This is a genomic window from Streptomyces griseoflavus (assembly GCF_014649995.1).
In the GTDB taxonomy this organism is placed as follows: Bacteria; Actinomycetota; Actinomycetes; order Streptomycetales; family Streptomycetaceae; genus Streptomyces; species Streptomyces griseoflavus.
Map to the genome: position 1 here is coordinate 126,332 of NZ_BMUC01000011.1, position 15,088 is coordinate 141,419.

Below are 15,088 nucleotides of genomic sequence, written 5' to 3' on the forward strand. Positions count from 1 at the left end.
TCACTTCTTCTTCTTGAGCGCGGAGGGCTTGTGGACCGCGGAGCGGCCCGACTTGTCGCTGCGCACCTCGTACTGCGGTTCCTCCTCGGAGGCGGCGACCGTGCGTCCGGCCTCCTCGGTGCGTTCGGTGATCTTCTTCTCGACCTTGCCCGTGGTCTCGCTGCCGTGGCTGCTCCAGGCGACCTCGTCGCCCTGGTGGAGGTCCTCGCGGCGGTCGCTTCCCTTGCCCATCCCTGGCGCCTCCTCGGCGTGGCGGTCGTCTCGCTTCCACCCTGGTCGCAGGGCGGCCCGCGCGCATCTCGGGGAGGGGGCGGCACGCACGTCCGGGCCGGCCCCCGGGGGGACCGGCCCGGATCAGTGGGTCGGACGGATCAGACGAGGTCGAACCGGTCGAGGTTCATGACCTTGTCCCACGCCTTGACGAAGTCCTTCACGAACTTCTCCCCGGCGTCGTCGCTCGCGTAGACCTCGGCGAGGGCGCGCAGTTCGGAGTTCGACCCGAAGACCAGGTCGGCACGGGTCCCGGTCCACCTGACCTCGCCGGTGGCCGAGTCCCGGCCCTCGAAGAGGGTCTGGTCCCCGGACGTCGCCTGCCACGTCGTTCCCATGTCCAGCAGGTTGACGAAGAAGTCGTTGGTCAGGGTGCCGGGGGCGGCGGTGAGGACGCCGTGCGACGACTCCCCGTGGTTCGCGCCCAGGACGCGCAGGCCGCCGACGAGGACGGTCATCTCGGGTGCGCTCAGGGTCAGCAGGTTGGCCTTGTCCAGCAGCAGGAACTCGGCCGGCAGGCGGTTGCCCTTGCCCAGGTAGTTGCGGAAGCCGTCGGCGGACGGCTCGAGGGCGGAGAAGGACTCCGTGTCCGTCTGCTCCTGGGAGGCGTCCACGCGGCCCGGCGTGAACGGGACCTCGATGTCGAGGCCGCCGTCCCTGGCGGCCTTCTCGACGCCGGCGGCTCCCGCCAGGACGATCAGGTCGGCCAGGGAGATTCCCTTGCCGCCGGTCTGCGCGGAGTTGAAGGACTCCTGGACCGCCTCCAGGGTGCGCAGGACCGTCGCCAGCCGGTCGGGGTCGTTGGCCTCCCAGCCGCGCTGCGGCTCCAGGCGGATGCGCGCGCCGTCGGCGCCGCCGCGCTTGTCGCTGCCGCGGAAGGAGGAGGCCGACGCCCATGCCGTCGACACCAGGTCGGACACGGACAGGCCGGAGGCGAGGACCCGCTGCTTGAGGACGGCGATGTCGTCGGCGTCGACGAGGTCGTACGTGCGCTCGGGCAGCGGGTCCTGCCACAGCAGCGTCTCGGCGGGCACCTCCGGGCCGAGGTAGAGCGACTTGGGTCCCATGTCGCGGTGGGTCAGCTTGTACCAGGCGCGGGCGAAGGCGTCCGCGAACTCGTCCGGGTTCTCCAGGAAGCGCCGGGAGATCTCGCCGTAGACCGGGTCGAAGCGCAGCGCGAGGTCCGTGGTCAGCATCGTCGGCTGGTGGGTCCTGGAGGGGTCGTGGGCGTCGGGTACGGTGCCGGCCCCGGCGCCGTCCTTCGGCCGCCACTGCTGGGCGCCCGCGGGGCTCCGGAACAGCTCCCACTCGTAGCCGAAGAGGATCTCGAAGAAGCTGTTGTCCCAGGTGGTCGGCGTGTCGGTCCAGGTGACCTCGAGACCGCTGGTGATCGTGTCGGCGCCCTTGCCGGTGCCGAAGGTGTTCTTCCAGCCCAGGCCCTGCTCCTCGAAGCCGGCCGCCTCCGGGTCGTCGCCGACGTGGTCGGCCGGGCCCGCGCCGTGGGTCTTGCCGAAGGTGTGGCCGCCGGCGATCAGGGCGACCGTCTCCTCGTCGTTCATCGCCATCCGGCCGAACGTCTCGCGGATGTCCCGGGCGGAGGCGATCGGGTCCGGATTGCCGCCCGGACCCTCGGGGTTGACGTAGATGAGGCCCATCTGGACCGCGCCGAGCGGGTTCTCCAGCTCGCGGTCGCCGGTGTAGCGCTCGTCTCCGAGCCAGGTGGACTCGGGGCCCCAGTAGACGTCCTCCTCCGGCTCCCAGACGTCGGCGCGGCCGCCGGCGAAGCCGAAGGTCGTGAAGCCCATCGACTCCAGGGCGACGTTGCCGGAGAGGATCAGCAGGTCGGCCCAGGACAGGCTCTTGCCGTACTTCTTCTTGACGGGCCACAGCAGTCGGCGGGCCTTGTCGAGGTTGGCGTTGTCCGGCCAGCTGTTGAGCGGGGCGAAGCGCTGCTGTCCGGCCCCGGCGCCGCCTCGGCCGTCGCTGATGCGGTAGGTGCCGGCGCTGTGCCAGGCCATGCGGACGATGAGCGGGCCGTAGTGACCGAAGTCGGCCGGCCACCAGTCCTGGGAGGTGGTCAGGACCTCGGCGATGTCCCGCTTCACCGCGGGGAGGTCGAGGCTCTGGAACGCCGCGGCGTAGTCGAAGTCCTCACCGAGCGGGTTCGCCACGGCCGGGTTCTTGGCCAGGATCTTCAGGTTGAGGCGCTCGGGCCACCACCGCTGGTTCCCGCCGCCCTGGGTGGGGTGCGGGGCGCGTCCGTGCGCGACCGGGCAGCCTCCCGCTTCCTCCGCCTTGGGTTCGGTGACGATCGCGTCGTGGTTCTCGGTCATGGGAGTCCTTCCGGGCGAAGAGGTTCGCGCAGTTCAGGTGCTGCGGGAGGTGGAACAGCCGGGGCACAGGCCCCAGTAGACGATCTCGGCCTCGTCGACCGCGAAGCCGTGTGCGTCGGAGGCGGTGAGACAGGGTGCCGCACCGGCCGCGCAGTCGACGTCGGCGACGACACCGCAGGAGCGGCAGACCAGATGGTGGTGGTTGTCGCCCACGCGTCCCTCGTAGCGGGCGGGGCCGCCTGCCGGTGCGATGCGGCGCACCAGCCCCGCCCCGGCGAGCGCGTGGAGCGCCTCGTACACCGCCTGCAGGGAGACGTGCCCCGTGCGCCGGCGCACCTCGGAGGCGAGCTCCTCGGCTCCGAGGTGGCCGCCCTGGCGGACGGTGTCGAGGAGGGCGACGCGGGCGGCCGTCGCACGCAGGCCCGCGCCGCGGAGCTCCTCGGCTGCGGTGGGCGGCCGGGATGCGGTCATGCGCAGAACCTATAGGCGCAGAGACGAATAATTCCAGAGAACGAACGAGTCCAGTCTTGGGTCATGTCCGGTAACGGCGGGTGGCTCCCGGGTTGCGTGCCGCAGTGTCCCGCCGGGCGCGGTCCCACCGGCCCTGACGGCCGGTCAGTACAGCACGTTCAGCGCTCCGGGCAGGACCCGCGCCGTGACGGGGAGGACGGCGTCGACTTCGCCGTCGGTGCCGTAGGGGACCTCCCGGTCGGCCTCGATGCGGATCTCGCCGCCCCGGAGGATCCGCACCTGGGGGCGGCGGACGTGCGCACCGGTCCGCAGTTCGTTCATCAGGGCGAAGAACAGCCGCCGGGGCGCGTGTTCGATCATGACGACGTCCAGCAGGCCGTCGTCGACGCGGGCGTCGGGGGCGATGATGCGGCCGGATCCGTAGAAGCCGGAGTTGGCGGCCACCACCGTGTAGCCGGTGTGGGTGTGCTCCTCCCCGTCGACGGTGACCCGGTAGCGGGCGGGCCGCCAGGTGGTGACGGCCCGCAGGCCGCCGGCGTAGTAGGAGGCCGAACCTCTCAGCAGCCGGGAGCGGTTGGCGTGGCGGTTGGCGAGTGCGTCGACCCCGGCGTACACGCTGCCGAGGACGACGGTGCGGTCGTGGACGGCCGAGCCGACCTCCACGGTGTCGACCGGCCGCGGCTGGCCGTGCAGCAGGATGCGGGCCAGGGCGCGCGGGTCGTGGGGCAGGCCGAGCGCGCGGGCGAAGTCGTTGCCGCGGCCGGCGGGGACGAGGCCGAGGGTCGCGCCGGTGCCGCTGAGGGCTCCGCCGACGCCCCCCGCGATGCCGTCCCCGCCGACGGCGAGGACCACGCTCCCCCGCTGTCCGGCGTCGCGGGCCAGTTCCCGCGCGTGGTCCAGGCTGCGGCTGTACTCGGTCCGCAGTTCGGCGCCCTCCTCCCGCAGGTGCCGGGCCAGGGCGAGCAGGGCTGCCGCTCCGGTGGCCGCGCCCGCGGTGGGGTTGACGACGGCGGTGAACTGGCGCATCGGGGTGCCTCCGGGGCTGGCCGACGGAAGGGGGACGGGCGGGGGGCGAAGGGGGCGGGCGGGTCAGTCGTCGGGCAGCAGGACGCCGGGGTTCAGCAGTCCCGCCGGGTCCAGCCTCCGCTTCACGGCACGCAGGGCGTCGATGCCCAGCGGGCCCGCCTCACGGGCGTACCAGTCCCGGTGGTCGGTGCCGACCCCGTGGTGGTGGCTGATCGTGCCCCCGGCGGTGAGGATCGCCTCGTTGGCGGCGTGCTTGGCGCGGGTCCAGTGCGCCACGGCGTCCTCGCCCTGGGCGGAGACGACGGTGAAGTACAGCGAGGCGCCGTTCTCGTAGACGTGGGAGATGTGGCACATCACCAGGGGCGGGGTGCCGGCCGCGGTGAGGGTGTCGGTCAGCGCGTCACGGACGGCCGCGTACAGGCCGGGGAGCCGGGACCAGAACGTCGCCGTCTCGAGGGTCTCGGCGAACGCCCCGGCGTCGAGGAGCGCGTCGCGCAGGTACGGGGCCGAGTAGCGGCCGTGCACCCAGCGCCTGCCCGGTTCCTCCCCCAGCGGTGTGCCGCCGCACGCGCGCAGCACGGCCGCGGCGTGCTCCCTGCGGTACCCGGTGTCCTCGTCCGTGCCCTCGTACCCGGCGACGGCCGTGCAGCCGGCGGGCTGCTGGGCGCCGGAGCCGATCGCCTCCGGATTCGCCAGACCGATGAACGTCTCGGTCTCGTCGGACAGGCGCAGCACGGTGGGCCGCGGTCCGTCCTGGGCGAGGCGGCGCAGCGCGGCGGCGCCCTCCTCGAAGGAGGGGAAGTGCCAGCCCTCGTAGACGCTGGTGCGCGGGACGGGCCGGATCCGCACGGTCACCGATGTGATGACGCCGAACGCGCCCTCCGATCCGAGGACGAGCTGGCGCAGGTCGGGTCCGGCGGCCGAGCGGGGGGCGCGGCCGGTGTCGAGGGTTCCCTCGGGGGTGGCGAGGGTGAGGGACAGCACCATGTCGTCGAACCGGCCGTAGCCGGCCGAGGCCTGGCCGCTGGAGCGGGTCGCGGCGAAGCCGCCGATGGTGGCCCACTCGTAGGACTGGGGGAAGTGGCCGAGGGTGAAGCCGTGTTCGGCGAGGAGCGCCTCGGCCCGCGGGGCGCGCAGGCCGGCCTGCAGGGTGGCGGTGCGGGAGACCGGGTCGAGGTCGAGCAGGCCGTCCATGCGCCGGAGGTCGAGGGCGACGAAGGCGCCCCGCGCTTCGGGGGCGAGCCCGCCGACCACGGAGGTGCCGCCGCCGAACGGGACCAGCGCCAGGCCGTGTTCGGCGCACACCCGCAGGACGGCGAGGACCTCGTCGTGTCCCGGGGGCAGCAGTACGGCCGCGGGAACGGCGGTCGTGTCGCCCTCGCGGATGCGCAGCAGGTCGGGGGTGGACTTGCCGCGGGTGTGCCGGACGCGGGTCTCCGCGTCGGTGCGCACATGGGCCTCGTCGCCCAGGGCCGCGGTCAGGGCGCGGCGCGCCTCGGGCGTCAGCGGACTGTCCGGGACGGCCAGGTCCTCGATGGTCACGGGGGCCGTCTCGCGGGGCGTGACCCCGAGCAGATCGCGCAACAGCCCGATCACCGTGTCGGGCAGCGGCGTCGCCTCGGCCGGGTCCCCCCAGCCGTTCCACAGCATGTCCATGGCTGTCGTCCTCACCGGTCGGAAACGAGCGATGCCGTCGACCGACGGCCTCACGTGGCGTTACACTGTGACACATGACGCCTATTCGTCACAACGCTTCCGGCGGTTCGGACAACGACGCGGTGCTCGACGCGGTACGGGACTGCGTCCTGGCCGTCGGTGTCCGCCGCACCACGCTCACGGACGTGGCCCGCCGCGCCGGGGTCTCCCGGATGACGCTGTACCGGCGCTGGCCCGATGTGCGCTCGCTGGTCGGTGACCTGATGACGCGGGAGTGGATCGCGGTGGCCACCGACGCCATCCCCGCGCACGCACCCGGGGTGACCGCGCGCGAGGTGATCACCGAAGGGCTGGTGACGGCGGTGCGCGCCTTCGACGCCCATCCGCTGTTCCGCAAGATCCTCGACGTGGACCCCGAACTGCTCCTGCCCTACGTACTGGACCGCCGCGGGGCGAGCCAGGAGGCACTGCTGGAGCTGCTGGCCGGTTCCCTGCGTGACGGGCACGCCGACGGCTCGGTGCGCGCCGCCCATCCGGAGCGGCAGGCCAGGTCGGTGCTGCTGATCGTGCAGTCCTTCACGCTGTCCCTGCGGACCATGACCGAGGAGGACGACGCCGAACTCGCCACCGAGGCCTTCCTCGGCGAACTGCGCGACATCCTGGAGAGGACCCTCACGCCATGAACACCCCCGGCGAACACCCCTCCGCCTCGTCCCTGTCCTCCGCCCGGCGCGCCCGTGAGCTGGCCGGCTCCGTGGGCGGACCCGCGGTCGACGTCCTGGTGGTCGGTCTCGGCGCCACCGGTGCGGGGGCCGCCCTGGACGCGGCGGCCCGCGGGCTGAGCGTGGTCGCCGTCGACGCCCACGACCTGGCCTTCGGCACCTCCCGGTTCAGCAGCAAGCTCATTCACGGAGGGCTGCGCTACCTCGCGTCCGGCCGGCTCGACGTCGCCCACGAGAGCGCCGTCGAGCGCGGGGTGCTGATGGAGCGCACCGCTCCCCACCTCGTCCGGCCCCAGCCGTTCGTGCTGCCGCTCACTCCGCTCGTCTCCCGCGGGCAGGCCGCCCTGGCCCGGGCCGGCTTCCACGCCGGTGACACGCTGCGGCTGGCCGCCCGCACGGCCCGGGCCACGCTGCCCGCGCCCCGTCGCCTCGGCGCGGTGGAGACCCGCCACCTCGTACCCGCCCTGCGGCGCGACGGACTGCGCGGCGGCCTGCTGTCCTGGGACGGCCGGCTCACCGACGACGCCCGTCTGGTCACCGCCCTCGCCCGGACGGCCGCCGCGCGCGGGGCACGCGTCCTCACCCGGGTCCGGGCCCTGCGACTGACCTCGACGGGGGCCCGGGTCCGGGACGAACTCACCGGCGAGGAGGGCGAGATCCGCGCCCGGGCGGTGATCAACGCGTCCGGTGTCTGGGCGGGCGGCCTCGTCGACGGCGTACGGATACGGCCCTCCCGCGGCACCCACCTCGTCCTGCGCCCCGAGAGCCTCGGAGCACTGACCGCGGGCCTGCACATCCCGATCCCCGGGGAGAGCAACCGCTTCGTGCTCGTCCTGCCCCAGGACGACGGCCGGGTCTACGTCGGCCTCACCGACGAGCCCGTGGCCGGCGACATCCCCGACGTCGCCGAGGCGCCGGAGACGGATGTCGGCTTCCTCCTCGACGTCCTGTGCTCCGTGCTGCACGTCCCCGTGCGCCGGGCCGACGTCGTCGGCGCCTTCGCCGGACTGCGGCCCCTGCTGGACACCACCGGGGGGTCCTCCGGCACGGAGCCGAGGACCGCCGACCTCTCGCGGCGGCACGCGGTGCTCACCTCCTCCGAGGGCGTCGTCACCGTCGTCGGGGGCAAGCTCACCACGTACCGGCGCATGGCCGAGGACGCCGTCGACGCCGCCGTCCGCCTCCGCGGTCTCGGGGCCGGCCCCTCCCCCACCGCCGCCCTGCCCCTGGTGGGCGCCGCGTCGCCGCACGTCCTCTCCTCGCTGCCCGCGCCGCGCCGGCTCGTCCGGCTCTACGGCACCGAGGCACCGGCCGTGCACGCGCTCGGCGTGCGTGATCCCGGCCTCGGCGAACCGGTGCTTCCCGGGTATCCGGTCACCCGGGCCGAACTGCTCTGGGCCCTGCGCCACGAGGGCGCGCTCGACGAGGGGGACGTCCTGGACCGCCGCACCCGCATCGGGCTCGTCCCCGCCGACCGGGCCGCGGCGCTGGAGGCGGTACGCGTCCTGCTGGACGGGGCGTCGTCACAGGGCGGTTGAGCACACGGGGTCAGCGTGCCCGGACCCCGACCTCGTACAGCGAGTAACCCCAGTCGGTCGCCCGGTCCAGGAACCGCAGGCGGACGTAGCGGGCGGACGCGGGCGGGAACACGGCCGTGTCCAGGCCGCCGTCGCCGGAGGTGGTGGACCACGCGGTGCGCCAGTTCGTGCCGTCGGTGGACAGTTCGACGCGGTACGCGGTGCCGTACGCCCGTTCCCAGTCCGGTGTGACCCGTCCGACCCGGCGGGTCTCGCCGAGGTCGATGCGGAGCCACTGGTCGTCGCTCCAGTCGCTCGCCCAGCGGGTGCCCCGGTCGCCGTCGACGGCCCGGCCGGGCGCGTAGCTGGTGAACGGGTTCCACTCGGCCGAGCTCGCGGTGACCGTCGCGCCCTCGGCGAGGTTCGTCCCGGCGCGGTGCGCCTCGGAGGCACCCCAGGTGTCGAGGTAAGACTCGGCGCCGCGGAAGAGGTCGTCCACCACGTCCTGTCCGCCGACGCGGCGGATGTCCTCGATCCAGTCGGGGACGAGACCGTAGTGCGCCGCTCCGTCGGTGTTCAGGTCCCAGGTGCGCTCGCCGGTGGTCTGCCGGTCGAGGACGGAGCCGCCGTCGACGCTCCGGAAGGGGTAGGTCACCTTGTTCGGGGCGTCGGCGCCGCGCGGGGCCGGCCAGCCGCCGACGCCGTTCATGTCGGTTCCGTACCCGTACCCGACTCCGTACGTGTCGCGCAGGGCCTCGGTGCGCTTCGCCTCCGCGACGAAGCCCTCGGAGCCGTGCATGTACTGGGCGGTGAAACCGCCCAGTCCGTAGAGCCGTCCGGTCCAGTCCGTGTCCATCCAGCTGTGCGAGGAGAGGACGCCGGGGTAGGACTCGGCCTCGAAGAGGTCCAGCACCCTGCCCGTGGCCTTGACGCTCATGTGGTCGATCTCGAGCATCATGTTGCGTTCCATCATGCCGCGCACGGCGTACTCGCCGAGTTCCGTGAGCCCCCGTACGTTGCACCGTGCGTCGGCGGCGTACGAGGGGACCTCCGTGCCGGCGGGGAGCCTCTTCTCCGCCTCGGCCGCCGGGGCGTCGCCGATCGGGTTGTCGGCTTGCGGCCCGGTGCACTTCTCGGTCCTCCAGAAGGTGCCGGTGGACAGGAACTGCCCGACGTTGATCGCGGTGCCGAGTGCGCCCGGGTCGAAGCGCACGCCGCACAGCGCGTTGTCGAACTTGTGGCAGAGGAACATGCTGCGCACGCCCAGCGCGTACAGCTCGTCCAGTCCGGCGTCGATGTCGGCCCGGTCGCACTGCGCGACGTCCAGGATCTGCTTGCAGCCGAAGGGTTCGGAGGTCTCGACTCCGAGGACGACCGCGAGCTTGCCCCGGGCGACGACGTCCCGCGCCTGCGTGCTGTCGGTGACGACGCGGAACCAGCCCTTGCCCGGGCCGCCGTACATCCCGTCGATGTACGCCTGCATGTCGTAGGTCAGTTTCGCCTGGAGCCTGATCGACGTCATCTCGTCGCAGCTTCGGTCCTTGAAGAAGTACACCGAGCAGATCACGCCGTTGGTGACGAGGTCGTTCACCAGGACCCGCTGGCCGCCGCGCCAGGCCCGTTCGATCCAGGCGTAGTAGTTCTGCTGGTGGGTGAGCGAGTCGTGGGCGGGCCAGTCCCGGAAGGTGGGCCAGCCGGCCGGATCGTGCCAGCCGTCGCCGCCGCCCGTGATGAAGTCGAAGACGGCGAGGGAGCCGTCGGGGTAGTGCTCGGGGCAGTCCCTGAGCGCGTCGGCGACGCCCTTCGGCGAGAACGCCCTGCCGCAGATGAGCCGGCCTCCGAAGGCCTCGTTGGACATGATGTGGTTGTGCGCGTCGACGAACCCGCGCACCTCACCATTCGCGCCGGTTCCCGTGAAGGGCTCGCCGGTGACGTCGACGCCGGAGTCCGGCGCCGGCCGGGCGGTGGGCTCCCACCAGCCCCCGTCGGCAGCGGAGCCGGGCGTGGGGGTGAGGGCCGCGGCCAGCACGAGGAGGAGCAGCGTGACGACCGCGAGGTGTCGTCGTGTGCGGTTCGTGGTCATGGCGCACGTCCCTCCGTCATGGAGTTGTCATGAGCGGCACAAGGCCCTGGGCCGAGAATCGCTACTGACGCGTAGGGCGTCAAGGGTGCGCGCGTCACCGGCCGTCGGGAGATCGGGGCCGGGCGGCGGGAAACCCGCCGGGGCGACATCCGCGAGGGCGGTCCGCGCACCCCTCACAGGCGCCGGCCGGGCCCCGCCCCCGCGCCACTCCCGCGCGCCCGGGAGACTCCTAGTCCTCGCCGCCGGTCTCGTAGTGGAGGGAGATGGAACGCAGGACGTCGGCGGACGACACGTCGGTGCGGCCCTCGTCGTGGATCTCGGCGAGCTGGACGAAGGCGAAGGTGAGGGACGAGGCGATCTGGACGATGGCGGGGCCGAGCTTCGCCGTGACGATGTCCGCCACCTCGCGCGCGGACGCGTCGGCCGGCAGCTGGACGTGCGGCAGCATCTCCTCCAGGAGGGTGGCGACCGCTCCGTTCCCGGCCACGTCGGCGTCGGGGTTCTCACGCAGCCGGCGCCGCATTTCGAGGGCCTCGGTGAGGATGCCGACGCTCCGCTGCATGATCTCCCGCTGTTCCATGGGCACAGCCTAGACAGAGGCGGCGACCGGCCGGGCGGGAACGGCGGTCCGGGCCCCGCGGCGGGCCCGAACGCGACTGGCCCAGCCGCCGTTTCGCCGACTATCATTCCTTCCGTATGCGAATGCGCGCTACGTCCCCCGACGGCGGCCACCGCGCGTTGGTGTCCTCGCCCCAGTGAGTGATCCATGTCCCGCACCGGCTCCACGGACGACGGCGACGAGCTGCTGATCAGGCTCGGGACGCTGACGGCGCAGGCACGCGCGCAGGCCGAGCTGCAGCGCTCCCGGGTGGAACTGGCCGTCGCCCTGCAGCGCGGCATGCTGCCGAGGGGGCTGCCGGCCGCCGACGGCGTGCGGCTGTCCGTGCGGTACGCGCCCGCGAACCAGGGTCTCAACGTGGGCGGGGACTGGTACGACGCGTTCACCATGCCCGACGGCCGGCTCGGTCTGTCCATCGGCGACGTGCAGGGGCACAACATCGAGGCCGCGGCCTTCATGGGGCAGGTCCGGGCCGGGCTGCGGGCGCTGGCCTCCGTGGACAGCGACCCCGGCGAGCTCCTCGCCCGGACGAACGAACTGCTGTTGTCGCTGGGCTCCGACCTGTTCGCCACCTGCACCTTCCTGCGGCTCGACCCGGACACCCGGCTGCTGGAGAGTGCCCGCGCCGGGCATCTGCCGTGCGTGTGGGCGACCGCGGACGGCCACAGCGGGGTGACCCGGGACGAGGGCGGCCCGCCGCTCGGGGTCCAGTCCGCCATGGACTACCCCGTCACCCGGTACCGGCTCGACACCGGCGGCATGTTCGTGATGCTCACCGACGGGGTGGTGGAGGGGCCGTCCATGCCGCTCGACGAGGGCCTGCACCGGGCGGCGCGGCTCGCGGGTACGGCGGCGGTCGCGGGCATGGACACGGAAGCGCTCGCCGCCGCCCTGATCAAGGGCGCGGAGCGGGTGGGGCACGACGACGACGCGGCCGTCCTGGTGATCGGACACGAGAGGCTGGACAGTCATCCATAGGGCCGACAGGACCCGCGGTCCCACCTCGCCGACACGGCGGCACCGGTGTGTGATGGCTGGTGTGGTGGCTCGCCAGGATCTCCGTACACCGGCCGTCTTCGTGCTCGAGACGCTGGCCGTCGCCGCCTGCTACTACGCCGGGGGACGGCTGGGGCTGCTGAGGGACTTCACCGTCGCCGGTGCCGTGGTGTCGCCCGTGTGGCCGCCGACCGGCGTGGCCGTCGCCGGCCTGCTGCTCCTCGGGCCGCGCTGCTGGGCGGGGATCGCGCTGGGCGCCCTGCTCGTCCTCCTGCACCTCACCTCCCCGCAGCCGGCTTCGGTGGGCGTCCTCGTGGGCAGCACCGCGGCGCCCGTGGCCGGATACCTCCTGCTGCGCAGGGTCGGCTTCCGTACGGATCTCAGCCGATTACGCGACTGTCTCGCCCTGGTGTTCCTGGCCGCCTTCGCGGCCATGCTGATCAGCTCGTCGACCGGCGCCGCACTCCTCGTCGCCACGGGTGACCTTCCCGGAAGGGACTTCTGGGGGGTGTGGCTGGCCTGGTGGGTGGGCGACGCGATGGGCGTACTGCTCATCACCCCGGTCCTGCTCCTGCTCCCCCGGCTGCGCCGCCCACCGCGCTGGTCGAGATGGCAGGAGGCGGTGGGGCTGGCGGTGGTCGCCGGCTGCCTCGTGCCGCTGGCCACGCGCAGTCCTGCGAGTCTGCTCTTCTCGGTCTATCCGCTGCTGATCTGGGCGGCGCTGCGGTTCGAGCTGCCCGGCAGCATGCTCTGCGCGCTGTTCGCGTCCGTCATGGCCACGGTGGCGGCGACCGAGGGGATCGGTCCCTTCGCGCACCTGACCGAGGTCCAGGTGATGGCCAATCTGCAGGCCTTCAACGGGGCGATGGCGCTGACCTCCCTGCTGCTGTCCGCGGTGATCACCGAACAGCGCAACACACGGCGGTCGGTGGAGCGGGCCTGTCAGGAGTTGGTGGAGGTGCTGGAGCATCTGACGGCGGGGGAGTCCGCGGCCGGGCCGGCGCCGCGGGAGGGGGGCGGGCGGCCGCGGGACACGTCGTAGCGTCCTTCGTCCCCCGCGCCCCTTGCCGTCCCCGGCCCGGGCGTCACTCGCTCAGGGACACGGCGTCGCCCATCACCACCACCGGACTCCGGTCGGGGTCGAGGGCGCGCAGCAGGTCCCGCATGTGCTGCTTCTGGAGGCTGACGCATCCCTGGGTGGGCCCCTGATGGTCGACGTGCAGCCAGATGCCGCCGCCCCGGTCGCCGCCGAGGGGACGGGTCAGGTCCAATGGTGTGGTGCCCGGCTCGCGGTTGTAGTCGATGGCGACGACGTAGTCGAAGGACCCCGCCAGAGGTTCGCCCTGGAAGCCGGTGCCGCTGACGCTGAACCCGTCCGACCGGTCGTAGGGCATGTCGGTGCCGGGGTCGGGCAGCAGTCCCCCGGCGTCGGTGAGGGTGTAGACGCCGATCGGTGAGCGGAGGTCGCCCGCCCAGTGGTCGTCGGTCCAGCCCTTGAGGGCGTTGCGCGCGGGCCACGCCGGTCCCGCCTCCCAGCCGGAACCGGTGTGCTCGTACAGCACGGCCTCGGAGCGGTTGGCGTCCTTGCCCCTGCCGGTCACCACGAGCACCTGGCGGGCCCGTTCCGGGAGCCATGCCCGTGTCCGGGGGCCGAGGCCGGGGATGTGGGCGGGCGCGCGCGTCTCCGCCCCGGCGCCGCTGCGGCCCTGGGCGGTGTTCGCGGTGCCGGGCGGCCCGGCGGCCGGCCCGGTGCGCCCCGCGGTGTCCGCGGTCGGGCCGCCGGTGCCCGCCCCGCATCCGGTCAGGGCCGCCAGGACGAGGAGGACGACGGCCGCCGACCGCACACGGCCGCGTGCCCGGGCCGGGATCGCGGCTCGGCCTCCGGCCCGGGACGGAGCTCGAAGACGCGGACGGTGCGGGCAGTCGAAGGATGAAACCATGGTCTCAGCCTGACTTCGACTCGCCGGATTCGCCTCAGCTCCCGGCGCGAGTCCGGCGAAGTCCCCCGTCTGCGCCGCTCCCTTGTGGCGTCGCCCGGCCCCGAACGGCACCCGGACGGGTGAGGGAAGCGCACTCCGGGTGGAGTACCGGCCCGCCGGACGGAGTAGCGCGCCGATGTGGCGCCGCCGGTCGACGACGAACCGTGAGCCCCGCTCGACGGCCACGTCCCCTTGGGCCGAACCGGTGATGGTGACGTCCATCGGGGTGGGCGGCGCCGCGGACGCCGCCCCACGGCGGGGCGCGGGAGCCGGCTGAGGCGGGGACGCCGGAGTCGGCTGAGGCGGGGACGCTGGAGTCGGCTGAGGCGGGCGTCGGCGTCCGGCCCGGCGGGGTGGCTGCCGGGGCCTCAGGAAGGCCTCACGCGAGCGCCGTTGGCGCGGGGCGCCACGAACGGGTGAATTGTGGAGGACACCTCGACGGGTGCGCGGAGCGCCGTCCTCTTCGATGGCGGCGCTCATCCGGAGCGAGCGTGCGTCGCCGGGGGGCGTGAGGTGCACGGTGGCCGGTGCGGGCGTCGCCGGCGGGCGCACGGTGCGTCCGGGAAGCCCCTGCCGTCCGCCGCGCCGCCGGAGGACGTCAACCGGGAACCCCACAGCAGAAACGGTCAACCGCACCCGGCCGTACCATGGCTGGTCATCAGGTGAACCAACGGGAAGAAAGGGGCACTTCGTGTCCGAGAACTCCACCGCCGCCACCGACCTCACCTCGCAGTACACCGCCCAGGTAGCGAACGACCTGGAGCGCAACGTCAAGGAGCAGGAGCGGGTCACCGCCGACATCGCCGCGCTGCAGGAGCAGTTGACGGTGCTTCAGCACGACCACACGATCCTGGTGAACATGCAGCAGGCGCTGGGCCTTGCCGCGGCGCCCGCCGGGCCCGCGCCCGTGCACGAGTCCGGGGACGCGTCCGGCGCGGAGACGGCACCGGGCGGAGCGTCCGTCCCCGCGCAGCGCGGGCGGAGCGGCACCGGGCCGGGGGACCACAAGCCGAAGCGTGCGAAGAAGGAGACCGTGCGCGCCACCCCCGCCAAGGCCACCCGCAAGCCGGCCCCGGCCAAGGCGGAACGCCCCAAGGCGAAGGCGGGCAGGACCCGTCCGGCCGGGGCACGGTCGGCCGGGGCACGGGAGGGCCGGACGGACGGTCCCAAGCTGGTGGAACTCGTCCGCGCGCACCTGGACGGGCAGAGCGAACCGCGTTCGGCGGCGGAGGTGGCCGGGGCGCTGGGTGAGGCGCACCCCGAGCGCACCTTCAGGACCACGGTGGTGCGCAACACCCTGGAAGGTCTGGTCGCCCGCAACCGGGCGCAGCGCACCAAGCAGGGCACGTCGGTGTTCTACACCGCGCCCGACACCGACGGGCAGACCCCGAAGGCCGGCGAGGCAGGTTCGTGACA

Annotated in this window: 13 protein-coding genes; 5 read left to right on the plus strand and 8 right to left on the minus strand. The window is 73.5% G+C overall.

Annotated features, from left to right (window positions below; translation table 11 throughout):
• From IE172_RS23050 to IE172_RS23070, 5 genes are all read right to left on the minus strand, one after another.
• The gene (locus tag IE172_RS23050) at positions 1-231 is read right to left on the minus strand and encodes a hypervirulence associated TUDOR domain-containing protein (RefSeq protein WP_190099196.1); all 231 of its coding nucleotides are present in this window, start codon (positions 229-231) and stop codon (positions 1-3) included.
• A gap of 140 nt (positions 232-371) precedes the next feature.
• The gene (katG, locus tag IE172_RS23055) at positions 372-2,603 is read right to left on the minus strand and encodes a catalase/peroxidase HPI (protein WP_190099197.1); all 2,232 of its coding nucleotides are present in this window, start codon (positions 2,601-2,603) and stop codon (positions 372-374) included.
• A 33-nt stretch (positions 2,604-2,636) separates the two neighbouring features.
• On the minus strand, positions 2,637-3,074 hold the full coding sequence (locus IE172_RS23060) for a Fur family transcriptional regulator (protein WP_190099198.1): 438 nt from the start codon (positions 3,072-3,074) through the stop codon (positions 2,637-2,639).
• A gap of 144 nt (positions 3,075-3,218) precedes the next feature.
• On the minus strand, positions 3,219-4,100 hold the full coding sequence (locus tag IE172_RS23065; protein ID WP_190099199.1) for a YegS/Rv2252/BmrU family lipid kinase: 882 nt from the start codon (positions 4,098-4,100) through the stop codon (positions 3,219-3,221).
• Positions 4,101-4,163: 63 nt separating this feature from the next.
• On the minus strand, positions 4,164-5,756 hold the full coding sequence (locus IE172_RS23070; RefSeq protein ID WP_190099200.1) for an FAD-binding oxidoreductase: 1,593 nt from the start codon (positions 5,754-5,756) through the stop codon (positions 4,164-4,166).
• Between the two features lie 74 nt (positions 5,757-5,830).
• Here IE172_RS23070 and IE172_RS23075 point away from each other — a divergent pair, with 74 nt between their 5' ends.
• Both IE172_RS23075 and IE172_RS23080 read left to right on the plus strand, forming a co-directional pair.
• Entirely contained in the window at positions 5,831-6,439 is a 609-nt protein-coding gene (locus IE172_RS23075) for a TetR/AcrR family transcriptional regulator (RefSeq protein ID WP_190099201.1), read from the plus strand.
• Positions 6,436-8,016: a glycerol-3-phosphate dehydrogenase/oxidase gene (locus IE172_RS23080; protein ID WP_190099202.1), complete on the plus strand. Its 1,581-nt coding sequence runs from the start codon at positions 6,436-6,438 to the stop codon at positions 8,014-8,016. The genes IE172_RS23075 and IE172_RS23080 overlap by 4 nt, the downstream gene beginning before the upstream one ends.
• A 10-nt stretch (positions 8,017-8,026) precedes the next feature.
• On the opposite strand, the gene IE172_RS23085 is transcribed toward IE172_RS23080, so the two are convergent.
• On the minus strand, positions 8,027-10,078 hold the full coding sequence (locus IE172_RS23085; protein WP_190099203.1) for a discoidin domain-containing protein: 2,052 nt from the start codon (positions 10,076-10,078) through the stop codon (positions 8,027-8,029).
• Between the two features lie 229 nt (positions 10,079-10,307).
• Positions 10,308-10,658 (minus strand): hypothetical protein, encoded by a 351-nt coding sequence (locus tag IE172_RS23090; RefSeq protein ID WP_190099204.1) that lies wholly within the window; start codon positions 10,656-10,658, stop codon positions 10,308-10,310.
• A gap of 186 nt (positions 10,659-10,844) precedes the next feature.
• Here IE172_RS23090 and IE172_RS23095 point away from each other — a divergent pair, with 186 nt between their 5' ends.
• Positions 10,845-11,675 carry a PP2C family protein-serine/threonine phosphatase gene (locus tag IE172_RS23095; protein ID WP_190099205.1) on the plus strand — a complete coding sequence of 277 codons (831 nt, stop codon included), beginning with the start codon at positions 10,845-10,847 and terminating at the stop codon, positions 11,673-11,675.
• A 52-nt stretch (positions 11,676-11,727) separates the two neighbouring features.
• A complete protein-coding gene (locus IE172_RS23100; protein ID WP_190099206.1) occupies positions 11,728-12,735 on the plus strand; it encodes an MASE1 domain-containing protein in 1,008 nt (335 codons plus the stop codon).
• A 43-nt stretch (positions 12,736-12,778) separates the two neighbouring features.
• Here IE172_RS23100 and IE172_RS23105 read toward each other — a convergent pair whose 3' ends face one another.
• On the minus strand, positions 12,779-13,633 hold the full coding sequence (locus IE172_RS23105) for a L,D-transpeptidase family protein (RefSeq protein WP_229886281.1): 855 nt from the start codon (positions 13,631-13,633) through the stop codon (positions 12,779-12,781).
• 730 nt (positions 13,634-14,363) lie between these two features.
• Here IE172_RS23105 and IE172_RS23110 point away from each other — a divergent pair.
• The gene (locus tag IE172_RS23110; protein WP_190099207.1) at positions 14,364-15,086 is read left to right on the plus strand and encodes a hypothetical protein; all 723 of its coding nucleotides are present in this window, start codon (positions 14,364-14,366) and stop codon (positions 15,084-15,086) included.
• The last annotated feature ends 2 nt before the right edge of the window (positions 15,087-15,088 follow it).

Coding starts and splice junctions, on each gene's coding strand:
- IE172_RS23050 (WP_190099196.1), bottom strand. CDS start 231: ATGGGCAAGGGAAGCGACCGCCGCGAGGACCTCCACCAGGGCGACGAG.
- katG (WP_190099197.1), bottom strand. CDS start 2,603: ATGACCGAGAACCACGACGCGATCGTCACCGAACCCAAGGCGGAGGAA.
- IE172_RS23060 (WP_190099198.1), bottom strand. CDS start 3,074: ATGACCGCATCCCGGCCGCCCACCGCAGCCGAGGAGCTCCGCGGCGCG.
- IE172_RS23065 (WP_190099199.1), bottom strand. CDS start 4,100: ATGCGCCAGTTCACCGCCGTCGTCAACCCCACCGCGGGCGCGGCCACC.
- IE172_RS23070 (WP_190099200.1), bottom strand. CDS start 5,756: ATGGACATGCTGTGGAACGGCTGGGGGGACCCGGCCGAGGCGACGCCG.
- IE172_RS23075 (WP_190099201.1), top strand. CDS start 5,831: ATGACGCCTATTCGTCACAACGCTTCCGGCGGTTCGGACAACGACGCG.
- IE172_RS23080 (WP_190099202.1), top strand. CDS start 6,436: ATGAACACCCCCGGCGAACACCCCTCCGCCTCGTCCCTGTCCTCCGCC.
- IE172_RS23085 (WP_190099203.1), bottom strand. CDS start 10,078: ATGACCACGAACCGCACACGACGACACCTCGCGGTCGTCACGCTGCTC.
- IE172_RS23090 (WP_190099204.1), bottom strand. CDS start 10,658: ATGGAACAGCGGGAGATCATGCAGCGGAGCGTCGGCATCCTCACCGAG.
- IE172_RS23095 (WP_190099205.1), top strand. CDS start 10,845: ATGTCCCGCACCGGCTCCACGGACGACGGCGACGAGCTGCTGATCAGG.
- IE172_RS23100 (WP_190099206.1), top strand. CDS start 11,728: ATGGCTGGTGTGGTGGCTCGCCAGGATCTCCGTACACCGGCCGTCTTC.
- IE172_RS23105 (WP_229886281.1), bottom strand. CDS start 13,633: ATGGTTTCATCCTTCGACTGCCCGCACCGTCCGCGTCTTCGAGCTCCG.